Source organism: Anaerocolumna cellulosilytica, from assembly GCF_014218335.1.
GTDB classification, from domain to species: domain Bacteria; phylum Bacillota; class Clostridia; order Lachnospirales; family Lachnospiraceae; genus Anaerocolumna; species Anaerocolumna cellulosilytica.
Window position 1 is genome coordinate 5,071,904 of record NZ_AP023367.1, and the last position, 26,945, is coordinate 5,098,848.

The 26,945-nt window shown below is 37.9% G+C and carries 20 protein-coding genes and 1 other annotated feature; of the genes, 2 read left to right on the plus strand and 18 right to left on the minus strand.

Translation table 11 applies throughout. The features are described 5' to 3' along the window. Positions 1-261: 261 nt before the first annotated feature. The 5 genes from acsn021_RS21145 to acsn021_RS21165 all read right to left on the minus strand — a co-directional run bounded on the left by acsn021_RS21145 (position 262) and on the right by acsn021_RS21165 (position 4,936). Positions 262-594 (minus strand): rod-binding protein, encoded by a 333-nt coding sequence (locus acsn021_RS21145; protein WP_184091968.1) that lies wholly within the window; start codon positions 592-594, stop codon positions 262-264. A 13-nt stretch (positions 595-607) separates the two neighbouring features. Further along, positions 608-1,423, minus strand: a complete 816-nt coding sequence (gene flgG, locus acsn021_RS21150) for a flagellar basal-body rod protein FlgG (protein WP_184091970.1) — start codon at positions 1,421-1,423, stop codon at positions 608-610. 54 nt (positions 1,424-1,477) lie between these two features. After that, positions 1,478-2,251 carry a flagellar hook-basal body protein gene (locus acsn021_RS21155; protein ID WP_184091972.1) on the minus strand — a complete coding sequence of 258 codons (774 nt, stop codon included), beginning with the start codon at positions 2,249-2,251 and terminating at the stop codon, positions 1,478-1,480. Positions 2,252-2,349: 98 nt separating this feature from the next. Then, a complete protein-coding gene (gene mreB / locus acsn021_RS21160; RefSeq protein WP_207725115.1) occupies positions 2,350-3,339 on the minus strand; it encodes a rod shape-determining protein in 990 nt (329 codons plus the stop codon). A gap of 499 nt (positions 3,340-3,838) precedes the next feature. Then, positions 3,839-4,936, minus strand: coding sequence for a glycerol dehydrogenase (locus tag acsn021_RS21165; RefSeq protein ID WP_184091974.1), 1,098 nt, complete (start codon positions 4,934-4,936; stop codon positions 3,839-3,841). A 283-nt stretch (positions 4,937-5,219) separates the two neighbouring features. On the opposite strand from acsn021_RS21165, the gene acsn021_RS21170 reads away from it, so the two are divergent. Beyond that, complete coding sequence (locus acsn021_RS21170) at positions 5,220-6,350, plus strand: helix-turn-helix transcriptional regulator (RefSeq protein ID WP_184091976.1); 1,131 nt, start codon at positions 5,220-5,222, stop codon at positions 6,348-6,350. A 175-nt stretch (positions 6,351-6,525) separates the two neighbouring features. Here acsn021_RS21170 and acsn021_RS21175 read toward each other — a convergent pair whose 3' ends face one another. The 6 genes from acsn021_RS21175 to nrdJ form a co-directional block, all read right to left on the minus strand. Beyond that, the gene (locus acsn021_RS21175) at positions 6,526-7,017 is read right to left on the minus strand and encodes a GNAT family N-acetyltransferase (RefSeq protein ID WP_184091978.1); all 492 of its coding nucleotides are present in this window, start codon (positions 7,015-7,017) and stop codon (positions 6,526-6,528) included. A gap of 249 nt (positions 7,018-7,266) precedes the next feature. Beyond that, entirely contained in the window at positions 7,267-8,460 is a 1,194-nt protein-coding gene (gene tuf, locus acsn021_RS21180; protein ID WP_184091980.1) for an elongation factor Tu, read from the minus strand. A 180-nt stretch (positions 8,461-8,640) separates the two neighbouring features. Beyond that, a complete protein-coding gene (gene fusA / locus acsn021_RS21185) occupies positions 8,641-10,761 on the minus strand; it encodes an elongation factor G (protein ID WP_184091982.1) in 2,121 nt (706 codons plus the stop codon). 161 nt (positions 10,762-10,922) lie between these two features. Continuing rightward, positions 10,923-11,393, minus strand: coding sequence for a 30S ribosomal protein S7 (rpsG, locus tag acsn021_RS21190; protein WP_184091984.1), 471 nt, complete (start codon positions 11,391-11,393; stop codon positions 10,923-10,925). 274 nt (positions 11,394-11,667) lie between these two features. After that, positions 11,668-12,087 (minus strand): 30S ribosomal protein S12, encoded by a 420-nt coding sequence (gene rpsL, locus acsn021_RS21195; protein WP_184091986.1) that lies wholly within the window; start codon positions 12,085-12,087, stop codon positions 11,668-11,670. Positions 12,088-12,303: 216 nt separating this feature from the next. Then, positions 12,304-14,391: a ribonucleoside-triphosphate reductase, adenosylcobalamin-dependent gene (gene nrdJ / locus acsn021_RS21200; RefSeq protein WP_184091988.1), complete on the minus strand. Its 2,088-nt coding sequence runs from the start codon at positions 14,389-14,391 to the stop codon at positions 12,304-12,306. 389 nt (positions 14,392-14,780) lie between these two features. Between nrdJ and acsn021_RS21205 the strand changes: the two genes are divergently transcribed. Next, positions 14,781-15,299 (plus strand): DUF6886 family protein, encoded by a 519-nt coding sequence (locus acsn021_RS21205; protein WP_184091989.1) that lies wholly within the window; start codon positions 14,781-14,783, stop codon positions 15,297-15,299. A gap of 142 nt (positions 15,300-15,441) precedes the next feature. Here acsn021_RS21205 and rpoC read toward each other — a convergent pair whose 3' ends face one another. The 7 genes from rpoC to nusG form a co-directional block, all read right to left on the minus strand. Beyond that, positions 15,442-19,194 (minus strand): DNA-directed RNA polymerase subunit beta', encoded by a 3,753-nt coding sequence (rpoC, locus tag acsn021_RS21210; protein WP_184092245.1) that lies wholly within the window; start codon positions 19,192-19,194, stop codon positions 15,442-15,444. A gap of 112 nt (positions 19,195-19,306) precedes the next feature. Continuing rightward, a complete protein-coding gene (gene rpoB / locus acsn021_RS21215) occupies positions 19,307-23,137 on the minus strand; it encodes a DNA-directed RNA polymerase subunit beta (protein ID WP_184091990.1) in 3,831 nt (1,276 codons plus the stop codon). A gap of 664 nt (positions 23,138-23,801) precedes the next feature. Beyond that, on the minus strand, positions 23,802-24,167 hold the full coding sequence (gene rplL, locus acsn021_RS21220; protein ID WP_184091991.1) for a 50S ribosomal protein L7/L12: 366 nt from the start codon (positions 24,165-24,167) through the stop codon (positions 23,802-23,804). Positions 24,168-24,224: 57 nt separating this feature from the next. Continuing rightward, entirely contained in the window at positions 24,225-24,719 is a 495-nt protein-coding gene (gene rplJ, locus acsn021_RS21225; protein ID WP_184091992.1) for a 50S ribosomal protein L10, read from the minus strand. A 133-nt stretch (positions 24,720-24,852) separates the two neighbouring features. Then, positions 24,853-24,988: a sequence feature (ribosomal protein L10 leader region), on the minus strand. Between the two features lie 54 nt (positions 24,989-25,042). Then, positions 25,043-25,738, minus strand: coding sequence for a 50S ribosomal protein L1 (gene rplA / locus acsn021_RS21230; protein ID WP_184091993.1), 696 nt, complete (start codon positions 25,736-25,738; stop codon positions 25,043-25,045). Positions 25,739-25,889: 151 nt separating this feature from the next. Then, positions 25,890-26,315, minus strand: coding sequence for a 50S ribosomal protein L11 (gene rplK / locus acsn021_RS21235; RefSeq protein ID WP_184091994.1), 426 nt, complete (start codon positions 26,313-26,315; stop codon positions 25,890-25,892). Positions 26,316-26,417: 102 nt separating this feature from the next. Next, positions 26,418-26,933: a transcription termination/antitermination protein NusG gene (gene nusG / locus acsn021_RS21240; protein WP_184091996.1), complete on the minus strand. Its 516-nt coding sequence runs from the start codon at positions 26,931-26,933 to the stop codon at positions 26,418-26,420. Positions 26,934-26,945: the final 12 nt, after the last annotated feature.

Genomic DNA, 26,945 nt, shown 5'->3' on the forward strand with positions numbered 1-26,945 from the left:
GAATATTATCCACTGTTGCAATAGACTTTTTTATTGTAACTTTATTATATCTGATTCTGAGAATTATTTGAAGTGCTTTTGGATATGAGTCTTTTCATAGATAGGCACAATTAAAGTGACAAATCAGATTGAATAATGACAGTTTGATTAAACTATACCTTAATTGGCTTTTAGAAAATATAAAAATGTGCCCGGATGTTATTTTTTTGCTACCAATTTGGCAGTAAGATTTACATCCAGGCCTTAGTTATTTAAATAGTATTACACATTTCTTTTCATGGATTCGTAAAGCATTTTAGCAATTCCGATTCCGCCATTCTCTGTTGTATCTTCAGCATATTCCTGATAAAGCATATCCTGAAAATATGTAATGTACTGATTTTCTTCACCAGTTGTGGGAACTGTTTTTTTCATTTCTTTAAACATCTGTTCCACAAAATACGCTTCAAAGCTTTTGCAGACATCCATTAATTCTTCATCTGTGGAATCCTTAAGATTGCTGCTTAACTTCTGTTCAATTTTATTTGTATTGTTAGAGGTATTTAAAGCACCAGCTGCATTTAATATGTTATTACTACCAATTGTTATGCTCATGTATTACCTCCTGTTATCTTTTTAAATTATTAGCCTGCTGTAACATCTCATCAGAAGCAGTAATGGCTTTTGAATTCATTTCATACGCTCTTTGTGCTACGATTAAATCAACCATTTCATTCACTGCCTGAACATTGGAGGATTCAAGAAACCCTTTTTTCATCTTACTTTTTTTCAGGTTCTCATCTTCTGCTTCCAGTCTTGGCGAGCCAGACGCTGCTGTTTCCTTCAATATACTGTTTGATGTCTTTTCAAGTCCTGCTGGGTTATTAAACTGCGCCAAGCCGATTTGTATTCCCAGTGACTGCAAGGAATCATTTTCATCCGGATACATAAGGTTGCCAAACTCATCAATATCTAACTTAGCAGTATTTAAATTGACATCTAGGGTTATCGGTTCACCTGCTGCATCTAATACAGGATAGCCTTCGGCTGTAGCAAGTAAAATTCCTTCTGTGCCTATGGATAAACCGAAAGAACCGTTACGGGTATATCCTATACTGCCGTCTGCGGTCTGAACCATGAAAAAGCCGTCTCCCTGAATGGCAAAATCATAATCATTGCTTGTTTCTGTTAAAGAGCCTTGTGAAAACTGTGATACAATGGCTGAATTCTTAACACCAAGCCCGGTCTGAGCACCTACTGGTTTTTCTTCACCAGTACTGTCAGTGGTAGTCTTTTGAATTGTCTGATACAATAATGACTTAAATTGTGCAGTTTCTTTTTTAAAGCCTGTGGTATTAATATTAGCAAGGTTATTAGAGATTGTATCTACATTCGTCTGCTGGGATACCATACCAGAGGCTGCTGTCCATAATGAACGCATCATAGGCTGTATGTCCTTTCTTTTGTAGTTATTGCGGGAAATCAAGCATAAGTCCTATCAAACTTTACCCACTGAATTTACTGCTAAATCCAGACTGCCATCGATTGATTGTATAACCTTTTGATTTGCTTCATATGCTCTGGTAATGGCTATCATCTTAGTCATTTCCGAAACTACATTGACATTGGACTGTTCTGTATATCCTTGCTGAATAGCTGCAACGGCTTCCTTTTCCTCTGCTCCATCAAGTGCAATATACATACTGTCACCTTGCTTCTGAAGATATTTATAATCTTCAAAATCTGCCAATGAAATCTTATCAATGTATACATTATCGGCATAAATAGAGCCGTCTGCTTCTATTAAAATATTGGATGCATCCGTCGGTACTGTAATTTCACTTCCTTCACCAAGTAAAGGATTGCCATAAACATCAACAATTCTTCCGTTCACATCCTTGGTAAAAGCACCGTCTCTAGTATACTTTATCACTTCGTTTCCTTCTGCATCCTTGGTAGAAACCTTAAAAAAGCCATTTCCCTCAATAGCTATATCGAACGTATTGTCCGTTTTCCTTAGTGATCCTTGATCATAATTTGTATAAACTTCACCGATTTTTACACCGAGGCTCATGGTTCCGATTGACCTGTCCCTATAATTCTCTGAGGCATCTTTAATCTTAATTGTTAACAGATTATCAAAAGACTGGTTGGTGACACTGTCTTTTTTATAACCTATAGTTGCAGCATTGGCTAAGTTATTAGATACAACATCCAGTCTTTTTTGTTCATTTGCCATACCGCTCCAAGCAGTAAATAATCCTCTTACCATATATCCCTCCTGTTTTCCCCGCCTATGGGTGTAAGCCACACGCCTTATGATGTGTTTCACATATTAAGAATCAACCTGACAGCCCGTCTATCTAATAACTAATCTCTTTTACCGCTTAAAAATTCAACAAACTTACCAGTTCCAATAGCTACGGCTGTCATAGGGTCTTCTGCTGTCATGGTATTAATTCCGGTTTTTTCTTCTATTAATTCTTCCAGACCATATAACAAACAACCGCCGCCTGTTAATACGATTCCACGATCAGCAATATCTGCTGCTAATTCCGGCGGAGTTTTCTCCAGTACACTGTGTACTGCTTCTACAATCTGAGAAGTAGTTTCTTTTAAAGCTTCTTCTGTCTCGTCGGAAGTAACGGTAATTGTCTTTGGAAGACCTGTTACAAGATTTCTTCCTCTGACATCCATAGTTACTACCTCTGGTCTTTTATATGCGGATCCAATCTTTATCTTAATGTCTTCCGCTGTTCTTTCACCAATTAAAAGATTGTGTTTTTTACGCATGTAACGAACAATGGCTTCATCAAAGTCATCACCTGCTATTTTAATAGAGGTACTTACAACCGTTCCTCCTAAAGATATAACTGCAATATCAGAAGTTCCGCCTCCTATATCAACAATCATATTACCACAAGGTCTTGAAATATCAATACCTGCTCCGATTGCAGCTGCAATAGGTTCCTCAATAATAGCAACTTCTCTTGCGCCTGCCTGATATGTTGCATCCTCAACGGCTTTCTTCTCTACTTCAGTGACACCACTTGGTACACATACACTGATTCTGGGTTTACGAAAACGTTGTTTGCCAACGGCCTTCTGTATAAAATACTTTAACATCTTTTCCGTTACCGTGTAATCTGAAATAACTCCTTGTCTCAACGGACGAACGGCTACAATATTACCTGGTGTTCTACCTAACATTAATCTGGCTTCTTCACCGATAGCCTTTATTTTATTGGTGTCTCTGTCAAAAGCAACTACAGACGGTTCTTTTAACACAACCCCTTTTCCCTTTAAATAAACTAAAACACTTGCCGTACCCAAATCAATTCCGATATCACTGCCCAGCATAATAAATCTCCTTTCTATTCCGCGGTCAGCCTGTACTATTTTAGAAATAAAACCTTATTTATATCACAGGCCTTCTGTTAACTAATTGTATATAATTCGTAATGAACGACTATTTGCCAACGCTTTGTATTGTATACTCTGATTTTTTCCAATACGCTGTCATTTAAACATATTCGATTATATTATATACACATTTTTGGAATTTTTCAAAGGAAATTTTCAAAAATCTTCATTTTAAGAAATAATTAACGTTTTTATAAGAGAAAAGTACAAAATACCAGATAAACTGCAAATTTTACTTTCTAAAAAACCTTAATCTATTTAAGACTATATCGCAAGAAAGCGCTGTGGTCAATGGTAAAATGGAACCACAAAATCGCAAAGGATAAAATATGCAGATGAATTATTTACTATATTAAAAATAGCTTCAGGATACAAGTAATACACCTGAAGCTATAGGAGTAGTATTAAAATATGTATTAATAATCCTGCTAAATCCTTATTTTTTAAAATATTCCTGTCCTAATAAATCTGTCATAAGGAGAGCATTATATAACTGTTCCGGTGTTACATCGCCACACATGTGATGGATGGTTTCTCCTGGAATACAAGCTTTTTCTGCCGCTATTCGCACTCTGTTTATATCAGTTACTCCGACTTCTTTTAAAGTTACGGGTAGACCGACACTATGGCAAAAATCCATTACTTCCTTAATTTCTTCTCTAGTGCTGTTTTCTAAAATCAACTGTGCAATGGTACCAAAGGCAACTAATGAGCCATGCATGGTTTCTTCACATTCTGATAGTGCTGTGAAACCGTTATATACGGAGTGGGCTGCTGCAAGACCACCGTTATCTGCACCTACACCGCTTAGATACGTAGTGGCTTCAACAATTGCTTCAAAAGCTGGTGTTACCAGATGATTTTCACAAGCAAGTTTTGCTTGGTATCCGGATTTTAATAAGGTTTTATAACATAATTCACATAATGCCATTGCAGATAGTGCTATACCACCGTTTTCAAGGCTGGGAGAATCGGTTCTAACACAAGCTCTTGCTTCAAAATATGTGCCCAGAGCATCTCCCATACCGGCAACTAAAAACTTTACCGGTGCATTAGCAATTACTTCACTGTCTACAATAACCGCCTCCGGATTTCTAGGGTAGAATAAATAGCTGTCAAAGGCACCGTCATCTTTATAGATAACAGATAAGCCGGTACAAGGTGCATCTGTTGCAGCTACAGTTGGTACAATAGCAACGGGAAGTTTTTCGTAGTATGCAGTTGCTTTTGCGGTATCAATTGCAGAACCACCTCCGATTCCTACTACGACCTGGATACTTTTATCTTTAACAAGCTTTCTCATCTTTTCAATTTCTCCATTGGAACTGATTCCACCAAAGATTTCAAAATGCAGGGAGCAATTGCTTCCTTGAAAGCTATCTTCTATTTTCTGATGACAATTTTTATATCCGCTGTTACTACAGATAAAAAGAAATGAGTTTCCTAAATCCTTTGTTTCTTCGTAAAAATTTAATAATGCTCCTTTTCCCTGAACATATTTTAAAGGAGCTCTCAATAATTTTAGTGCTGCCATGACTTATCCTTCCTTCTGTCGTACGCTTTCCCTCAATTGAAGTTACGGCATTAATCTTTGAACCTTTTAGACTATAAAATTGATAGTAAGGACGGTGGGTGGCCCACGTCCCTGAAAAGCCACCCGGTTTTCCCAGAAAAGTCCTTTATGTGCTTGTCGTAGTTTACTTTGTTAACCTATTGACAATCAAATACTAACACTTTTATAATAAAGAAACAATTATCAAGATGTCCCATTCTTAATAGGGCATTTACCCTATGCCACATGATTGAAGGTGAACGATATGAAAACGGTAAAAGATTTAACAAAACAAGACTATCAATTTCTTGTGGAATTTGCCAAAGGCTTAAACCCCATGGAGAAAGAATTTAGAAAAAAAGCATTAGAATCCCTTTTAACTTATTTTCCCTTTGAGGGCGCTGCCTTTCCATTAGTAGATAATAAGGGCTATTATAAACAACTGGTATATGCTAATTTTAGCCAGGCTTCCATTGAAGCATATGAAAATTTATGTTATAAAAAAGATTTCTTTGCACCTGCCAATGCAGCCACCTACCAAGCCAAAGAAGATGATAAAACAGTTCTGACAATTGAAGATTTTAAGACCTTTGTAGAGTACGAAGCTTCCTCTTTATATACGGAATGTCTGAATCATAACAATTTTTATTATGAAGCTCTGGTTTTGTTAAGAAATGAAGAAGCAGAGCCCATTGGTGCCGTAGCAGTATATCATGACAAGACGCACAACGGCTTTTCTGCAAGGGAGCGCGACTTGCTATGCGAGATAAGCAAGATATTGGAAAAGGCCTGTCTTGCACACCTTACATTTTATAAAAATAGCATGAATAACAATCTGCTGCAAAATATTATATTCCAACATCCCATGGGCATGATTCTTTGTGATAGTAACTTTAATATACTTAATATTAACAAAGAAACCAGTCTTCTCTTGGAACAAACAGGGATGGAGCCTTCCCTTAATGGTGCCAGAAGGCTGTTACAAAAATATATTCTTCCCACATTTTTAAGTAACGGAGCAAAACAGTATTGTCTGCTTACAAACCCCCAATTAGAGGTAACCATTGACAGTATGATTACAAAAGATGCCTTCTATGACAACTATAATACCTATTATGTAATCTATGTTAAAAATCTGCATGGTGCAAAGGACGCAGATTGGCATGCTTTCTTACAAGGGAAAGGCTTAACAGTGCGAGAATGTGAAATTGCAGAGTTTTTAAGACTTGGTAGTCTGAAAGAGGATATTGCGGAGAGTTTGCATATTAGCATTAACACAGTAAGGCGTCATACGGAGAGCATTTATCGAAAGCTTAATATCAGCCGTATGAATCAATTGCAAGGACTTTATGTAAATTGTAATGCAAGTGAAATAAGCCCCACCCTTTTGTCGTAGAGTAAAATTTGTTACATACAGAACACATAACATAATAAAGTACACAAAAGGAAGTTGTTACAAAACGCATTTGTTTTATAGCAACTTCCTTTGAAACTCTTTATAATTTTCATATGCTTTTCATACACTCCCGGACGCAGCTCATAATCATGTCCCTTTGACCTATTATTCGTAGCTACACAATTAAACTATAATTCTCAATATCCCTAAATGTTCCGAATTTCATTCCAACTTCTTTAATCGTCCCACAAAACTCAAATCCGAATTTCTCATGCAGCCTTCTACTACCTTCATTTCCTGCTGTTATAACTGATACTATGGTATGAATTTTTTCATCCCTTTTTGCTTCATCCAAAACAATTTTCATTAAAGCAGAAGCAATTCCCTTGTTTCTGTGCTCTGGTCCGATATAGATGGACAATTCCACCGTTGTTTTAAATGCTTCTTTCTCTCGGTAGGCAGACAAGCTTGCATAACCCGCAACCTGGTTGTCCGCTTCTGCTACAAATAACGGATGATTGTCTACATTATGTGCACAAAACCATACATCCCATTCCTCAATAGTTTTAGGTGCTAAATCTAGTGTAGAAATGCCATGCATTACTTCATAATTGTAAATTTCCAAAAGATGTACTAAATCTTTTTTTTCTGCTTTTCTTATAATCATATCTAGTAATTCCTATCCATCTGGCTGTTTTAGTATATAAATTCGTTTTGTTCTATAGGGACTAAGCTTTTAGCCTTATTCTATTTAAAACCTGTAGTGAGATTATAACTCTATACTACTAATTTTACAACCTAAAATGCCAAAGTACAATTCAACTAGAAGACAAATCAATTTAGTACAAAATTATCTTCTTAGAATACATAAAAAAGCCTAAACCCAACAAATCTATGGGTTTAGGCTCATATTTAATTAAGCAATGATTGTAGCAACTTTACCTGAACCAACTGTTCTACCACCTTCACGGATTGCAAAGCCTAAACCTTGTTCCATAGCGATAGGATGAATTAATTCGATAGTCATTTCTACGTTATCACCAGGCATACACATTTCTACACCTTCAGGAAGGTTACAAACACCTGTTACGTCAGTTGTTCTGAAGTAGAACTGAGGTCTGTAATTATTGAAGAAAGGAGTGTGACGTCCACCTTCATCTTTAGTTAATACGTAAACCTGCGCAGTGAATTTTTTGTGGCATTTGATTGAACCTGGTTTGCAAAGAACCTGTCCTCTTTCGATTTCGTTTCTCTGAACACCACGAAGAAGTGCACCGATGTTATCACCAGCCTGAGCATCATCAAGAAGTTTACGGAACATTTCGATACCAGTAACAACAACTTTACGAGTTTCTTCTTTGATACCAACGATTTCAACTTCTTCAGATACTTTAAGAACACCACGTTCAACACGACCTGTAGCAACAGTACCACGACCAGTGATGGAGAAAACGTCTTCGACAGGCATTAAGAAAGGCTTGTCTGTTTCTCTCTGAGGATCTGGAATCCAGCTATCAACAGCATCAAATAATTCAATAATTTTGTCGCCCCATTCACTTGCAGGATCTTCAAGCGCTTTAAGAGCTGATCCGTGGATGATTGGAGTGTCATCGCCAGGGAATTCATATTCAGATAATAAATCTCTGATTTCCATTTCTACTAATTCAAGTAATTCTTCGTCGTCTACCATATCGCATTTGTTCATAAACACTACGATGTAAGGTACACCTACCTGACGGGATAATAAGATATGCTCTTTAGTCTGAGCCATAACACCGTCTGTAGCAGCAACAACAAGGATAGCACCGTCCATCTGAGCAGCACCAGTAATCATGTTCTTAACGTAGTCGGCATGTCCTGGGCAGTCAACGTGAGCGTAATGTCTTGCTTTTGATTCATATTCAACGTGAGAAGTAGAGATTGTGATACCTCTTTCTCTTTCTTCTGGTGCTTTATCGATTTTATCGAAAGCTACAGCTTCTCCAGTACCAAGTCTTTCGTGAAGAGTCTTAGTGATTGCTGCTGTTAAAGTAGTTTTACCATGATCTACGTGACCGATGGTACCGATATTACAATGTGGTTTGCTTCTTTCAAACTTAGCTTTAGCCATTTTTTTAACGTCCTCCTTATAATTAGATGCTTTTTCAAGCATGTGCCAATAGCACTGCCTTTTGGGCTTTTAGGTTTGTCTTATATGCCTAATTATATTTCAATTTAGAAATATTTTCAAGCTAAAATAATGAATTGCACATATTTTTATGCATATTTCATTGTAAACTAAAAATAATTACTAGTTCTTTCCTTTTGCAGCCAGAACTTTTTCCTGAACGCTCTTAGGAACTGATTCATAGTTTGAGAAGAACATAGAGTAAGCACCACGTCCCTGTGTTCTGGAACGAAGTGATGTGGAGTAACCGAACATCTCAGACAACGGAACGAAACCTCTAATAAGTTTTGATCCACTTAAGTCTTCTGAACCTTCAATACGTCCACGACGTGAACTGATATCACCGATAACATCGCCCATATATTCTTCAGGCACAGTAACTTCTACTCTCATGATTGGTTCTAATAAAACAGCGCCAGCTTTATGCATTGCATCTTTGAATGCCATAGAACCTGCAATCTTAAATGCCATTTCATTGGAATCGACTTCATGGTAAGAACCGTCATAAACAGTTGCCTTAATACCAAGAACTGGATATCCGCCAAGGATACCGGCTTTAGAAGCTTCTTCGATACCAGCACCAACTGCAGGGATGTATTCCTTAGGAATAGCACCACCAACAACGGTAGATATGAATTCAAAAGTCTTCTCTGCATTAGCATCCATAGGCTCGAATCTAACTTTACAGTGACCGTATTGACCACGACCACCGGACTGTTTCGCATATTTACTATCAACTTCAACAGCTTTGGTGAATGTTTCTTTGTAAGCAACCTGAGGAGCACCTACATTAGCTTCCACCTTGTATTCACGAAGAAGTCTGTCTACGATGATTTCAAGGTGTAATTCACCCATACCTGCGATAATTGTCTGACCTGTTTCTTCATTGGTGTAAGTTCTGAATGTAGGATCTTCTTCTGCAAGTTTTGCTAAAGATTCACCCATCTTATCCTGTCCTGCTTTTGTCTTAGGTTCAATTGATACCTCAATAACAGGTTCAGGGAATTCCATAGACTCAAGAATAACAGCATTTTTTTCATCACAGATGGTATCACCTGTAGTTGTACTCTTTAAACCAACCGCAGCTGCTATATCACCGGAGTAAACCTTTTCAAGGTCTTCTCTTTTATTAGCATGCATCTGAAGAATACGGCCTACACGTTCTTTTTTACCTTTTGTGGAGTTCAGTACATAAGAACCGGAGTTTAATGTACCGGAGTAAACTCTGAAGAACGCAAGCTTTCCTACGAAGGGATCTGCCATAATTTTGAATGCAAGAGCTGCAAAAGGCTCTTCATCAGATGATTTTCTGTGAATTTCATTGCCTTCCATATCAACACCCTTGATGTCAGGAATGTCAGTAGGCGCTGGCATGAATTCAAGAACCGCATCTAATAACTTCTGTACACCTTTGTTTCTATAAGCAGAACCGCAAGTTACAGGGATGATTGCTGTAGAAATGGTTGCATTTCTAAGAGCTACTTTTAATTCAGCATTTGTAGGTTCTTCACCTTCTAAGAACTTTTCAATTAACACATCATCTGTTTCGCAGATGGATTCTATCATGTTAGCTCTGTATTCATCAGCCAAATCTTTTAAATCTTCCGGAATTTCAGTGATCTGAATATCATCACCTTTATCATCCAGATATAAATAAGCTTTCATTTCAAAAAGATCAATGATTCCTTTGAAATCATCTTCTTTACCGACAGGTAATTGAATAGGAACTGCATTCTTACCTAATCTTGATTTTATCATACTTACTACATTAAAGAAATCAGCACCTGATATATCCATTTTATTTACAAATGCCATTCTAGGTACTTGATATTTATCAGCCTGACGCCAAACTGTTTCGGACTGAGGCTCAACACCGCCTTTTGCACAGAACACACCAACAGCACTGTCTAATACACGTAAGGAACGTTCAACTTCTACTGTGAAGTCAACGTGTCCCGGTGTATCAATGATGTTGATACGGTGTTCTAAAGCACCAGGCATTTTCTTGTGTTCGAATTCCTGCGTCCAATGACAAGTTGTAGCGGCTGAAGTGATTGTAATACCTCTTTCCTGCTCCTGTTCCATCCAGTCCATGGTAGCAGTACCTTCGTGAGTATCACCAATCTTATAGTTTACACCGGTATAGTATAAGATACGTTCGGTAAGAGTAGTCTTACCAGCATCAATATGAGCCATGATACCGATGTTCCTGGTTCTATCTAGTGGATATTCTCTTCCAGCCACGGGAATTCCTCCTTATTTGAGTGATTTATCTATGCAGCATATGCAATTGTATGCTGTTTCATAACATTGCAGACTATATGACCTGCACATGCGCCAAAATATCTCTTGTTAAACAATTGCCTATATTTTGCATAGACCGCATCGTTACTTTTTTGTAATGATTACCAACGATAGTGAGCAAATGCTTTGTTGGCATCTGCCATTTTGTGCATATCTTCTTTTTTCTTAACAGCGGATCCAGTATTGTTCGCTGCATCCATAAGCTCGTTGGCTAATTTTTCCTGCATTGTCTTTTCTCCTCTTTTACGAGAATAAAGAGTTAACCAACGAAGTGCTAATGCCTGTCTTCTATCAGGTCTAACTTCGATAGGAACCTGATAAGTAGCACCACCGATACGTCTAGCTTTAACTTCCAATACCGGCATGATATTGTTCATAGCTTCTTCAAAAACTTCGATTGCTTCTTTTCCTGTCTTCTCTGCTATTCTGTCAAACGCTCCGTATACGATCTTTTGTGCAGTTCCTCTCTTTCCGTCAAGCATTATGTTATTAATTAACTTAGTAACAATCTTGCTATTGTAAATAGGATCTGCTAATACATCTCTTTTCTGTATATGTCCTTTACGTGGCACGTTTCTTCCCTCCTTAATATTCCTTATTGTTTCCAACAAGATTTTCTTAAATCATCGGTACTCACATAACCCCTGTTGTTCTGGGGCAGTATGAGTTATTTTACTCATACCTTCATTGTGTTCGCGCACAGTTTAACTCTCTTTCAAATCTATTCCGCATACCTGAAAACCAGTTTCATCTTATTCGGTGATAAAACGCAACCCTTTGATTTTATCCGTAATCTGAAATTAAAAATTAACCCGGCACTTAATGATTAGTGAAAAAACTGAATGATTATTTTGCTGGTTTCGGTCTCTTAGCTCCGTATTTGGAACGAGCCTGTCTTCTCTTAGCAACACCTGCTGTATCCAGTGTACCTCTGACGATATGGTAACGAGTACCAGGTAAATCCTTTACCCTTCCACCTCTAATCAGAACAACACTATGCTCCTGAAGGTTGTGACCTTCACCTGGGATATAGCTTGTTACTTCGATTCCGTTAGAAAGACGAACCCTGGCAATTTTTCTAAGAGCGGAGTTAGGTTTCTTAGGTGTAGCTGTTCTAACCGCTGTACACACACCTCTTTTTTGTGGTGAGGATGTATCAGTTGCTCTCTTGTTTAAGGAGTTAAATCCTTTTTGCAGAGCAGGAGAATTAGATTTCTTTTCTACTGTCTTTCTGCCTTTTCTTACTAATTGATTAAATGTAGGCATTAATTTTCACCTCCTGATTTTTCTATGAATGTTGGGTTGCCTAAATTACGTGTATAAAAAGTACACAAATCATGACGCAATATAAAATCGCGCTTACTGATTATACTTTAATTTTAAAAACCTGTCAAGGGATTTCATTTTTATTCTGGTAAAACACGTAAAAATATTGTAAAAATAGCATGGACCACCATGTTTTAATCCTCTCATATAGCTGACTCATCTGACAGGGCATACACCGGATTCACAATCCGTATCCACAATCTCCTGTTCTTCATCACTGTCATACTTTGCTAATAACTCATAGTCAATAGGCTTTAATGCTTTTATCCGTTCTTCATAGTCTTCTCTGGTTGTACACTCAAAAGGAAGCAATGGATATGTTTCTTCAAATAACGGCAGGAAAGTTACCCCTACTGCATAATCAAAATTATCATAAAGCCATTTGGCAACCTCGTCCCATTCCCCCTCTCTAACATGTACTGTTATGGATGTATTATGATCCGTCCAATGCACCATAGACAGTTTATACAGATTTAACTGTTCAATGGCTCCAATCTCATATTTTGTCTTACCCTCAGGCGCTTTCATCGGGAACTCAATTACCTTAATGGTACAATTTTCATCCGTTTGCCCTACTTCGTTGTGTATTGGATATCCTCCTTGCTCCTCTAACATTTTATACAAAGGATCGGAAGCAGCTATCCGCACTCTGCGAATATAGTACTGTGCATGTGCATAATGTATTCCGGAACTGACCCCAGGAAGATTTGACAGGGTTCCTTCTGGTTTAATGGTAGTCATTAAGTCCGGCTTACTGATTTTTAATTCTTTACAGTATTTTTCACCTTCTGCATGTACTATATCTTTTAAGCGACCCAGTAAGTCCCCAAGCTCTTCATAAGACATCTTTGTTCTATTTATCATATCCATCATACCGGTTAAAGATATGCCGACAATTCTATCCTCCTGCATTACCTTATTCCATTCCGGTAACTCCACCTCTGCCAGAGTCATACGTATTGTTACTCTTGCTGACAAACGTATCACTGCTTCCAGTTTCTTAACATCAAGGGTATCATCCTCCTTTACAAATGCTAATAAATTATTCGTAGACAGATTACAGCATTGCTTGGATTGCAGTAATATCTCACCACAGGGATTACACCCTTGAAATGTTTTCTTCCTTCTGACTGCTTCTGCCCCATTTATAAAGCCCGGCTCACCGTTAATTCGAATGGAATGCAGGATTTCCTGTATACGTTCTAAAGTTGGCCTGCTTTGATATAAAACAGAATTATTACTCATTTTACGATGTGATATCTCTTCATCTTCAATCCAGTTACCATCCACAACTTTATAGATATTTCGCTTAGCCTGAATGACTTCCTCATCATCTTCATCACATATAATCATCATGGCACTTCTTCTTACCCCGCCCGAAACTACATTTTCACTAATTATAGTTGCAATATCTAGTATGTCAAGTGTTGTTAAGCTGCCCTCTGCAGGCTTTGTCATAACTTTATTTATTTTTTCAAACATGCGCTTAAGCGATTTATACCCCGATGCCCGGCCTCCAAATCTCTTCAGCCTCTCTCCTTCCGGACGTACAAAACTGTAATCAATTGTTATGCTTTTTATACTTTCATATTCTTTTAATGTAACCAGATTAAAATATATTCTAAGTGCATCACACCAACCTTCTTTGCTGTCACCCACTTTAATTTCTGCTTTAGCTTTATCTTGGTTAATATTAAGTAGTGTGTGTTCCATAGACTCCTTTGTAGTTAACAAACGGACGTTACCGTCATACCTTCCTTCTAAAGATACCTGTCTGACCTCGGGGAATTTGCAAATTAATTTTTTATCTATCCTTACTCCCACACCACAGCCTAACATAAGCAGATAAAATACATCTACAAAATCTTCCGTGGTTTCAATCAAAGTAAAGCAGCAATTGTAGTTGGATAGCGGATATTCTTTTACAATCTCAGACCCTCCCATATACAGGGTTCTGCCAGAGGTAAAAGTCCTTAAGTGGAATAAATTATCAAATAACTGTTCCGCCTCTATTCTTTCTTTCTCTAATTCTATTGGTATACCATACTTTTGTTTATGTTCTATTCCTAGGCTTATATTATACTCAACGGTTCTTAGTACAGTTTCGAACCAGTTTTCTCTTCTTTTATCCTGCTCTAAATATCTAGAATAAGTTCTTAAGTATACAAATTCCCCTATACTGCTAAAGGGGCTTTCGGCAGTTTTATATTTCTTTAAAAAGCTATCTAATAAAAATCCTGACATAGCTGCCTCCGTTCTACCTTCCAATTATGTAAGGCTTCTATATTTTATCACCACCCAATAATACACTATATATTGTGTTTAGATTATATACCCATACTATATATATGTCAAGTGATGGTATTGAATTAAATACTAGTGCAAGCTTCATTATTTTTTATATAGGTTTTTAGTATGCGAAAGTGGTTTATATTTCTTAAATATATTAGCTTCATTCTACGCTCTCTCATTATTGTAGGCATAATATATTACTTATATTCAATCAGAAACGTAAACTGTGGCAAATGACCCGCTACCATGTTATAATGCATTTTATTCACTAATAATTTCTTTCAATACCTATCTTTACACTCAACCCGTCAATATTCTGTCTATTGTAAGGAGATTTATGTATGCGATTGTTTCATGTCAGTGAAGAAAGTTCTATTAAAATTTTTTATCCCAGACTGCCCCTCAGAAAAGATTTAGACCCGAATACAGGTTTAATTTGGGCACTTCATGAAAGATGCCTTCCAAACTTTTTAACGCCAAGAGATTGCCCAAGAATAGCTTATCATTCAGAAAGTACAACAACGCCAGAAGACCGGGACAAATTTCTATCTTCACAGTCCTGCAAACATGTCGTGGTAGTAGAACATAGTTGGTATGATATTATAAAACAAACTACACTCTACCTTTATGAGTTTGACGCAACTTCATTTGAATTACAGGATGAAACCGCCGGCTATTATGTTAGTAAGAGTTCTCAGATACCTATTAATAAAATAGTAGTAACGGATATTATGAAAGAATTACGTGAAAGAAATGTGGAATTACGTTTTGTAGATTCTCTATGGGATATGGCATCTGCAATTCAAAAGAGTTCTATGAAGTGGTCCTTATGCCGAATGGCAAATGCTAAGCTAAAATAAATAGTTCTAAAAAATACTCTATATACAGCATGGAGGAGGATCTAAAAAAATCCCACCTGGCACCTTAACAAAGCGCCGAAAAGAACCTGAAAAAAACAGCCGATTCCCACTGGAATTCGGCTGTTTTTTATCCGTGTCTTACTTATCGTTTATTCTTTAGCACAGCATCTTCTTCTAATTCGTCAGAAAAATCCTCTTCACTAAAATCATCGTCAAGGATATCATCCTCTTCATATTCATCGATTTCAATTCCGTCTATATCATCCATAGCTGATTCTGAATAGTGGAAGCTGTCATAATCATCATCCTCAAAGTCTTCTGATATTAATAACTCTTCATCCATATCACTGTCAAGTTTAACGGAACGATAACGTTTCATACCAGTACCGGCAGGAATTAATTTACCGATGATTACATTTTCTTTCAGACCAATTAATGGATCTATCTTTCCATTAATGGCAGCTTCGGTTAAGACTTTTGTAGTCTCCTGGAAGGAGGCGGCAGAAAGGAAGGAGTTTGTTGCAAGAGATGCCTTTGTAATACCAAGCATTACCTGTTTACCTTCTGCTAATGTCTGACCTTCACCTTCTAATTTTTCATTCACATCTTCAAAATCCAATATATCAATTAATTTACCTGGTAAGAAATCAGAATCTCCACTATTTTCGATACGGATTTTCTTAAGCATCTGACGTACAATTACTTCGATATGCTTATCATTAATTTCAACACCCTGTAAACGGTATACTCTTTGAACTTCCTGAATCATGTAATCCTGTACGGCACGTACACCCTTTATTTTTAGGATATCGTGTGGATTTACACTACCTTCTGTAAGCTCATCACCCGCCTCTAATATATCTCCGTCCATAACTTTAATTCTGGAGCCATAAGGAATAAGGTAGGTTTTCGCTTCACCGGTCTCATTATTGGTTACGATTACTTCACGTTTCTTCTTAGTGTCCTTAATTGTTACAATACCGCCGAATTCAGCAATAATCGCAAGACCCTTAGGCTTTCTGGCCTCGAAAAGTTCTTCGACACGAGGAAGACCCTGTGTAATATCATCACCGGCAACTCCACCAGTATGGAACGTACGCATGGTAAGCTGTGTACCCGGTTCACCGATAGACTGAGCCGCAATAATACCTACTGCTTCACCAACCTGAACTGCTTCACCAGTCGCCATGTTGGCTCCATAGCACTTCGCACATACACCAATGTGGGATTTACAGGATAGAATAGTACGAATCTTAACTTTCGCATTGTTTCCTGCCTCTTCAATCTTCTTAGTGCCAACAATTCTTGCTGCTCTTTTTGGTGTAATCATATGATTTGCTTTTACAATTAATTCACCATTATCATCGTAGATACTTTCACAAGAGTATCTACCTGTAATTCTTTCTTCTAGGCTTTCAATTACTTCACTGCCGTCTGTAAAAGCTTTAATCCACATACCCGGTGTTTCTTTATCTGTACCTTCACAACAATCCACTTCACGGATAATTAAATCCTGGGATACATCTACCAGACGACGGGTTAAGTAACCGGAATCGGCAGTACGTAGTGCTGTATCAGAAAGACCTTTTCTTGCACCATGGGCAGACATAAAGTATTCCAAAACGTCAAGGCCTTCACGGAAGTTTGATTTAATTGGTAACTCCAGTGTACGACCGGAAGTATCCGCCATAAGTCCACGCATACCTGCAAGCTGTTTAATCTGCTTATCAGAACCACGGGCTCCGGAGTCTGCCATCATATAGATGTTGTTATATTTATCAAGACCTGTTAAAAGCGCCTCTGTAATGTCATCATCGGCAACTTTCCAGGTATCAATTACAGCTTTGTGTCTTTCATCCTCCGTCATAAGACCACGGCGGAAATTTTTAGCGATTTCTTCTACCCTTGCCTCAGCTTCTGCAATAATCGTCTTTTTCTGAGGAGGTACGGTCATGTCAGATACAGATACTGTCATGGCTGCCCTTGTAGAGTATTTATATCCTAAGGACTTAATTGCATCCAAAGTTTCAGCCGTTTTGGTTGCTCCGTGGGTATTAATACATTTTTCAAGAATCTTCTTAAGCTGTTTTTTACCTACATGGAAATCAACCTCAGGAATTAAGAAATTATCAGGGTTTGTTCTGTCTACAAATCCTAAGTCCTGGCTGATGATTTCATTGAAGATAAAACGTCCCAGTGTAGATTCCACTGTTTTAACAATTGTTTCCCCTTCGCTGTTTACACCACTTCTTCTTACTTTAATCTTTGCGTGTAAAGTAATGGCTCCATTTTCATATGCTAAAACAGCCTCATTAACACTCTTAAAGTAATGTCCTTCGCCCATATCACCAGGTTTATGAAGAGTCAGGTAGTAAATACCAAGTACCATATCCTGTGAAGGAACGGCAACCGGGCCACCATCGGAAGGCTTTAACAGGTTATTTGGAGATAACAATAAGAAACGGCACTCTGCCTGTGCTTCCACAGATAATGGAAGATGCACTGCCATCTGGTCACCATCGAAATCGGCGTTGAATGCAGTACATACAAGAGGATGCAGTTTAATTGCTTTACCTTCAACAAGTACGGGCTCAAAAGCCTGAATACCAAGTCTATGAAGAGTCGGAGCACGGTTTAACATAACCGGATGTTCTCTGATTACCTCTTCTAAAACATCCCATACTTCTGTCTGAAGTCTTTCAACCATCTTCTTAGCAGATTTTATATTATGTGCAGTTCCTCTGGCAACTAATTCTTTCATTACGAAAGGCTTAAATAACTCGATTGCCATTTCTTTCGGAAGACCACACTGATAGATCTTTAGTTCCGGTCCAACTACGATAACGGAACGTCCGGAGTAGTCAACACGTTTTCCAAGTAAGTTCTGACGGAAACGACCTTGTTTACCCTTTAACATATCCGATAAAGATTTTAAGGCACGGTTACCAGGCCCTGTTACTGGTCTTCCTCTTCTACCATTATCTATTAGGGCATCCACTGCTTCTTGAAGCATTCTTTTTTCATTACGGACAATAATATCAGGCGCACCTAATTCAAGCAGTCTTTTCAAACGGTTGTTTCGGTTAATAATCCTTCTGTACAAGTCATTCATATCAGAAGTCGCGAAACGACCACCGTCAAGCTGAACCATAGGCCTGATATCCGGAGGAATTACAGGCACTACCGAAAGAATCATCCATTCAGGACGGTTTCCAGATTCTCTAAAGGCTTCTACTACTTCCAGTCTTTTGATGATTCTTGCTCTCTTCTGTCCCGTAGAATCTTTTAAACCTTTTTTTAAATCAGCAGATTCCGCTTCCAGATTGATTGCCATTAATAATTCCTGAATTGCTTCCGCACCCATTCCAACACGGAACTTACTGCCGTATTTTTCATAAGCTTCTCTAAATTCTTTTTCATTTAAAACTTGTTTGTATTGTAAATCTGTATTTCCTTTGTCTAATACAATATAAGCGGCAAAATAAAGTACTTTTTCAAGAGTTCTTGGAGATAAGTCTAAGATAAGACCCATTCTGCTTGGAATTCCTTTAAAGTACCAGATATGGGATACCGGCGCTGCTAATTCAATGTGTCCCATTCTTTCTCTACGGACACTTGCTTTTGTAACTTCAACACCACATCGGTCACATACTACACCCTTGTATCTGATTTTTTTGTATTTTCCACAATGACACTCCCAGTCCTTGCTTGGTCCGAAAATCTTTTCACAGAACAAACCATCTTTTTCCGGCTTTAAAGTTCTGTAGTTAATGGTCTCAGGTTTTTTTACTTCGCCTCTTGACCATTCCCTGATTTTTTCAGGAGAAGCTAGGCTAATTTTTATAGCGTCATAGGTAATTTCCTGAACACTCTCATTGTTTACTACTTCTGGCATCATCTGGCACTCCCTTTCATAGTAACGGGATTCCGGAGAATCCCGTTTTATATTAATCGCGGTTATCTTTCACCAATAAGTGCTTGTGCTTACAGGCTAGGAACACTACCCATTAATCTTCAATTTCATCATCTACTTCTGCTATGTCAACGGTGTCTTCTTCAAAGGAATCAAAGAAGCTTTCTTCTTCCTCTGCAGTAGTCTCACGATATCCGGCTTCATTATAATCTTCATCATATCTAAAGTTACTTTCACCTTCAATTAATGGAGTTAAATCTCCGTCACCATAATCAATATTCTCAGTCATCTTAACTTCCTGGCCATGTTCATCTAAGACAATAACATCAAGTGCCAGAGACTGTAACTCTTTAAGGAGAACCTTAAAGGATTCCGGAATACCAGGTTCTGAAATATTTTCGCCTTTGATGATAGCTTCATAGGTCTTAACACGTCCGGTAACATCATCGGATTTTACTGTCAGGATTTCCTGAAGTGTGTAAGCTGCACCATAAGCTTCCAGTGCCCAAACCTCCATTTCACCGAATCTCTGTCCACCGAATTGGGCTTTACCGCCCAGAGGCTGCTGTGTTACTAGTGAGTAAGGTCCGGTAGAACGGGCATGAATCTTATCATCAACCAAGTGGTGAAGTTTTAAGTAGTGCATGAATCCAACTGTAACAGCACCGTCAAAGTACTCTCCAGTACGACCGTCACGAAGTCTTACTTTACCATCACGATTGATTGGTACACCCTTCCACTCTTCACGGTAAGCTTTATTATTCTCCAGATAATCCATTAACTCAGGATCTAAAATATCCTTGTATTTTGCAACAAAATCATTCCAATCTGAGTTAACATAATCATTTGCCAGTTCTAAGGTATCCATGATATCGTACTCATTGGCACCATCAAATACCGGTGTTGCCACTTTAAATCCAAGTGCTCTTGACGCAAGGCTTAAGTGGATTTCAAGTACCTGACCGATGTTCATACGAGAAGGCACACCCAGAGGATTTAATACGATGTCAAGTGGTCTTCCGTTTGGTAAGAAAGGCATATCTTCTGCCGGTAATACACGGGATACAACACCCTTATTACCATGACGTCCAGCCATCTTATCTCCCACCTGGATTTTTCTCTTTTGCGCAATATATACACGTACAGTCTGATTTACACCCGGAGAAAGTTCATCTCCATTCTCTCTGGTAAATACTTTGGCATCGACAATAATACCATACTCACCGTGAGGAACTCTAAGGGATGTATCTCTTACTTCTCTTGCCTTTTCACCAAAGATTGCACGAAGCAGTCTTTCTTCTGCTGTCAGTTCTGTCTCACCCTTAGGTGTAACTTTACCAACTAAGATATCTCCGGCACGTACTTCTGCACCGATTCTTATGATACCTCTCTCATCCAAATCCTTAAGTGCATCGTCGCCGACACCCGGAACGTCTCTTGTGATTTCTTCCGGTCCTAGTTTAGTATCTCTAGATTCTGCTTCATACTCTTCAATATGAACAGAGGTATACACATCTTCCTGTACCAGTCTTTCACTTAAAAGAACCGCATCTTCATAATTATAACCTTCCCAAGTCATAAATCCGATTAACGGGTTCTTACCAAGAGCCAATTCACCCTGAGAAGTAGAAGGACCGTCAGCAATAACCTGACCTGCTTCAACTTTGTCACCTTTTACCACGATTGGTCTTTGGTTAATGCAGGTACCCTGATTACTTCTTGAGAACTTTAATAGTTTATAAGCAGTTTTTGAACCATCATCATTTTTAATAATAATTTCCTTGGAAGTAGATTTATCTACCACACCGGCTTTTTTGGACACAACACATACACCGGAGTCAACAGCCGCCTTTAATTCAATACCGGTACCAACTACAGGTGCTTCGGTAATCAACAAAGGAACGGCCTGACGCTGCATGTTGGATCCCATAAGGGCACGGTTCGCATCATCATTTTCAAGGAATGGAATCATAGCAGTAGCTACGGAAAATACCATCTTAGGAGAAACGTCCATTAAATCGATTTTGTGTTTTTCAAATTCGAGAGTTTCATCCATATAACGACCGGAGATATTAACGCCTACGAAATAACCGTTTTCATCCAGTGGTTCATTCGCCTGTGCTACTACATATTTATCTTCTTCATCTGCTGTTAAGTATACAACCTCATCAGTTACTCTTGGATTTTTAGGGTCAGCCTTATCTACTTTACGATAAGGTGCTTCGATAAAACCATATTCATTAATCCTTGCATAAGATGCTAAGGAGTTAATCAGACCGATGTTAGGACCTTCGGGTGTTTCTACCGGGCACATTCTTCCGTAATGGGAATAGTGAACGTCACGTACCTCGAATCCGGCACGATCACGAGATAAACCACCCGGACCTAACGCAGATAAACGTCTCTTATGGGTTAATTCACCTAAAGGATTGTGCTGATCCATAAACTGTGACAGCTGGGAACTTCCAAAGAATTCCTTCACAGCTGCAGTAACCGGTTTAATATTAATCAATGATTGAGGGCTTACACCCTCTAAATCCTGTGTCGTCATTCTTTCTCTTACAACACGTTCCATTCTGGACAGACCGATTCTGTACTGGTTCTGTAATAATTCACCGACAGCTCTGATTCTTCTGTTTCCTAAATGGTCAATGTCATCTGCATGACCAATACCATATTCTAAGTGAATATTGTAGTTGATGGATGCTATAATATCTTCTTTTGTGATATGTTTTGGTATTAATTCACAGATATTTTTCTTAATAGCTGTTTTAATATCTTCTATATTATTAAATTCATCTAAAATACTTTTTAATACTGGATAATAAACTTCTTCTGTTACTCCCAGTTCTTCTTGGTTGACATCGACATAATAACCTAAGTCTACCATAAGGTTAGAAAGAACTTTGACATTTCTTTCTTCCGCTTGTACCATAATAGAACGTACTGCCGCGTTCTGGATTTCTGTTGCTATTTCTTCCGTAATGACAGTTCCTGCTTCTGCAATGATTTCACCGGTCTCTTGATTAATTACATCTTCTGTCAGCGCAAAACCTATTACACGATTTTTAAGTGCAAGTTTTTTGTTAAATTTGAATCTTCCTACTTTAGCAAGATCATATCTTCTCGGGTCAAAAAACATGCTGTTAATTAAAGATTCCGCACTTTCTACGGAAAGCGGTTCACCCGGACGTAATTTCTTATACAATTCGAGTAAGCCATCTTGATAATTATCAGATGGGTCTTTTGTTATACTAGCAGTAATTTTGGGTTCTTCACCAAACAACTCCTGAATTTCAACGTTACTTCCTATACCCAACGCACGTATTAATACAGTAATAGGCACCTTACGGTTTCTATCAACGCGCACATAAAAAACATCGTTAGAATCTGTCTCATATTCTAACCATGCACCGCGGTTTGGAATTACAGTTGAGGAGTATAGCTTTTTACCAATTTTATCGTGTCCAATTGCATAGTAGATACCGGGGGAACGTACTAACTGGCTAACGATAACTCTTTCGGCACCGTTAATAACGAAAGTTCCAGTCTCGGTCATTAATGGTAAGTCGCCCATAAAAATATCGTGCTCATTGATTTCATCGTTCTCTTTGTTGTGAAGTCTGACTTTAACTTTAAGAGGAGCTGCATAGGTTGCATCTCTTTCCTTACACTCTTCAATTGAATATTTTACATCATCTTCACACAGCACAAAATCAACAAACTCAAGGCTTAAGTGTCCGCTATAATCTTCAATCGGAGAAATGTCTTCAAATACTTCTTTCAGTCCTTCATCTAAAAACCACTGATATGAGTTTTTCTGAACCTCAATAAGATTTGGCATTTCTAATACTTCTTTTTGCCTAGAGTAGCTCATTCTTACGCCGTTACCAACTTTGATTGGACGTATCCTGTTTTTATCCATTGACGTTTTCACCCCTTGATATTTTATTGGATATTCAAAAATACTCAGAATTATGGTCTTTGTTAACCAAGTTACTGAAATATTCCAGAATAATTTTGTGAAAATACTTTTCATTTTCACACATATATGCTATAATAGATATTGTAGGCATACTACAGCACAATAGTGCAACTTACATATTATCATAAGCTTTTCAAGATGTCAACAATTATTTGTTGACTTTTTCTATTCAAGCTGAATACCAGCAAATTATTCCCTTTCTTTATTGTATTCCCAAAATATAACACTCTATACCGGTACCCCCTAACTTTTTTACAAATTCATCAAATTCTTTTTCATTTGCTCTTTATAATACAATTCTGTTCACATGCCGTCGATCTCAGATTTAATTAGAGGTTAACTTAGAATTGTTCTTATGTCTCATATATAATAGTATCTGATAGGTTAAACCAACGTAGAGTGTGTCGCTTTTTCTGCATATATGTATGACAGGAGAATATAGATTTCCCCATAGTTATAGAATTATCAGCTACGCAAGTTCCTTCACCAGCAGCCTCTTCTCTCATTATCCTGTAATGCATATGGGCAGAAAGGGAATGCATCTTTTGGACTTTAAAAGTGTCTGTCCCAACTTAATGGGGCAGACACATAATAAGAATGGCAATTATTTGATTGTAACTTTAGCACCTTCTGCTTCAAGTTTAGCTTTGATATCAGCAGCTTCATCTTTAGATGCAGCTTCTTTAAGAGTCTTAGGAGCGTTATCAACAAGATCTTTTGCTTCTTTTAAGCCTAAGCCAGTGATTTCACGAACTACTTTAATAACTTTAACTTTGTTAGCACCAACGTCTGTTAATTCTACGTCGAATTCAGTTTTTTCTTCTTCTGCTGCGCCACCTGCTGCAGGACCTGCTACTACAACACCTGCTGCTGCGGATACACCAAATTCTTCTTCACATGCTTTTACTAAATCATTTAATTCTAATACTGTTAAGCCCTTAATAGCTTCGATAAACTCTTGAGTTGTCATTTCGAAATACCTCCGTTTAATATTTTATTTTAAGTTTCGTTTTGTTTTAAAGATTAATTAGGCAACGCCTTCTTGCTTTTCAGCAATTTGCTTAAGCACACGAGCAAAGTTTGTGATAGGAGACTGTAAACTTCCAAGTAATTTGGAAATAAGTACTTCCTTTGAAGGGATTGTTGCGATAACTTGTATGCCTTTTTCATCATAGTAAGTTCCATCAACAACACCAGCTTTGAACTCTAACTTAGGAGCAGTTTTAATTACATCATTAATGATTCTTGCAGGAGCTGTTGCATCTTCGACACCGAAAGCTACAGCTGTAGGTCCTTCTAAATGCTGTGTAAGACTTTCGTATACAGTTCCTTCAAATGCACGTTTTAATAAAGTATTTTTGTATACTTTGTAAACAACACCTGCTTCTCTTAACTGTTTACGAAGCTTTGTATCTTCTTCAACAGTAAGACCACGATAGTCAACTGCAACGATTGCTTTAGATTGTTCTACATATCCTTTGATTTCATCAACGATAGGTTGTTTCAATTCTACTTTTGCCATTCTAGTACACCTCCTTATAGATTTTGACAACGTAGTTTAGATAATGCAACACGCATTTCTCTTACTTTACGTCCTATGGAAAAACAATTCCTGCAACTGCCTGTTATAAGGAATTTTTCTTTTGTTACTACTGTAATGCAAAAGAAAATCCCTTACTGCAAGGCAGTAAGGGATTGATAAAATTCGTTTATCAGCTTTTATCCCTCGGTAGGCGTTATCAACTTATGCCTTGCGGCACCTACTGTCTTCGGCAGTTATTGCTTTAAAAGTATATCATTTATCTATTATAGTGTCAACCATAATTTAAAAATTCTTTGCAAAAATTACTGAGCTAATTTAGCAGTGTTTAATTTAACACCAGGTCCCATAGTGGAAGCTAAGGTTACGCTCTTTAAGTATTGTCCTTTTGCTGCAGAAGGTTTTGCTTTATTGATTGCACCGATCAGCGTATGGAAGTTGTCCGCTAATTGATCTTCGCTAAAAGAAGCTTTACCCAATGGCACATGAATAATATTTGTTTTATCTAATCTATATTCGATCTTACCAGCTTTAATATCATTAACAGCTTTTGCAACATCCATGGTAACAGTACCAGCTTTAGGGTTAGGCATTAAACCTTTAGGTCCAAGTACACGTCCTAAACGACCTACAACACCCATCATGTCCGGAGTAGCAACAACTACATCAAATTCAAACCAACCGTCGTTCTGAATCTTAGGTACTAATTCATCTCCACCAACGAAATCTGCTCCTGCTGCTTCTGCTTCAGCTACTTTATCGCCTTTTGCAAATACAAGAACTCTAACAGTTTTACCTGTTCCGTGAGGCAGAACTACTGCACCACGTACCTGCTGGTCAGCATGACGTCCATCAACACCAAGTCTGATGTGTGCTTCTATTGTTTCATCGAATTTTGCAACTGCTGATTTTTTAACTAAACTAATTGCATCTGCTGCATCGTAAAGACTAGCTCTGTCGATAAGCTTAGCAGCTTCTGCGTATTTTTTTCCTCTTTTCATTCTATTAACCTCCTAGTGGTATTATCGGGAGTATACACAGCTTTCTTCAACTGCCTATTCAGCCTTTGAAGTCCTCATGCAATGTGAAAACTGCGGTGCAATTTTCCATGACAGCTTTGCTGCCATTACCCTCCCACAACTTAACAATTTCTTATTCAACAACCGTGATTCCCATACTTCTTGCAGTACCAGAAATCATACTGATTGCTGAATCAATGTTTGCTGCATTTAAATCAGGCATTTTTAATTCTGCAATTTTTTGTACTTCTGCTTTTGTAATTGTTGCTACCTTGGTTTTATTAGGCGCAGCAGAACCGGATTTCAGATTGCAAGCCTTCTTTAATAAAACTGCTGCCGGCGGAGTCTTAGTGATGAAACTGAAACTTCTGTCCTGATATACTGTAATTACTACAGGAATAATCATTCCTTCCTGATCAGCTGTTCTTGCATTAAATTCTTTTGTAAATTGTACAATGTTTACACCATGCTGACCTAATGCAGGTCCTACCGGCGGAGCCGGCGTTGCCTTTGCAGCTGGAATCTGTAATTTAATATAACCTGTAACTTTCTTTGCCATTATAGCATACCTCCTGAATTTGTGGTTTTATCGGGATTGCCCTCCCACCATCTGGTTTTTCTACTATGCAACGGAAATTCCTAGTATACCAGATGCTTTTGTCTACATTTTTTTTATATCCGTGAAACTTATTTCGACAGGAGTTTCACGCCCAAACATATCGACACTAATAGTGACAATCTGCTTGTGGGTATTAATCTGCTTGATAATACCAGTTGTATTTTCCCACACACCGGAAATAACCTCAACCATATCACCAATTTCAAAATCAATCACAACATCATCTTTCTTAATTCCCATTGACTTCATCTCAATTTCGGTTAATGGGACAGGTTTAGAACCAGGACCGACAAAGCCGGTTACGCCTCGTGTATTACGAACTACGTACCAGGTATCATCGTTCATTTCCATGTTAAGTAAAACATATCCAGGGAACATTTTCTTCTGAACTTTTTTCTTAACGCCGTTCTTTACTTCGATAACATCCTGAAGAGGAACGGATACCTCTAAGATTTGATCTTGAAGCTTTCTGTTTTCAATTGTTTTCTCAATGTTGGCTTTTACCTTATTCTCATATCCTGAGTAGGTATGAACAACGTACCAATTTGTCTTTGACATATCTTCACCCAT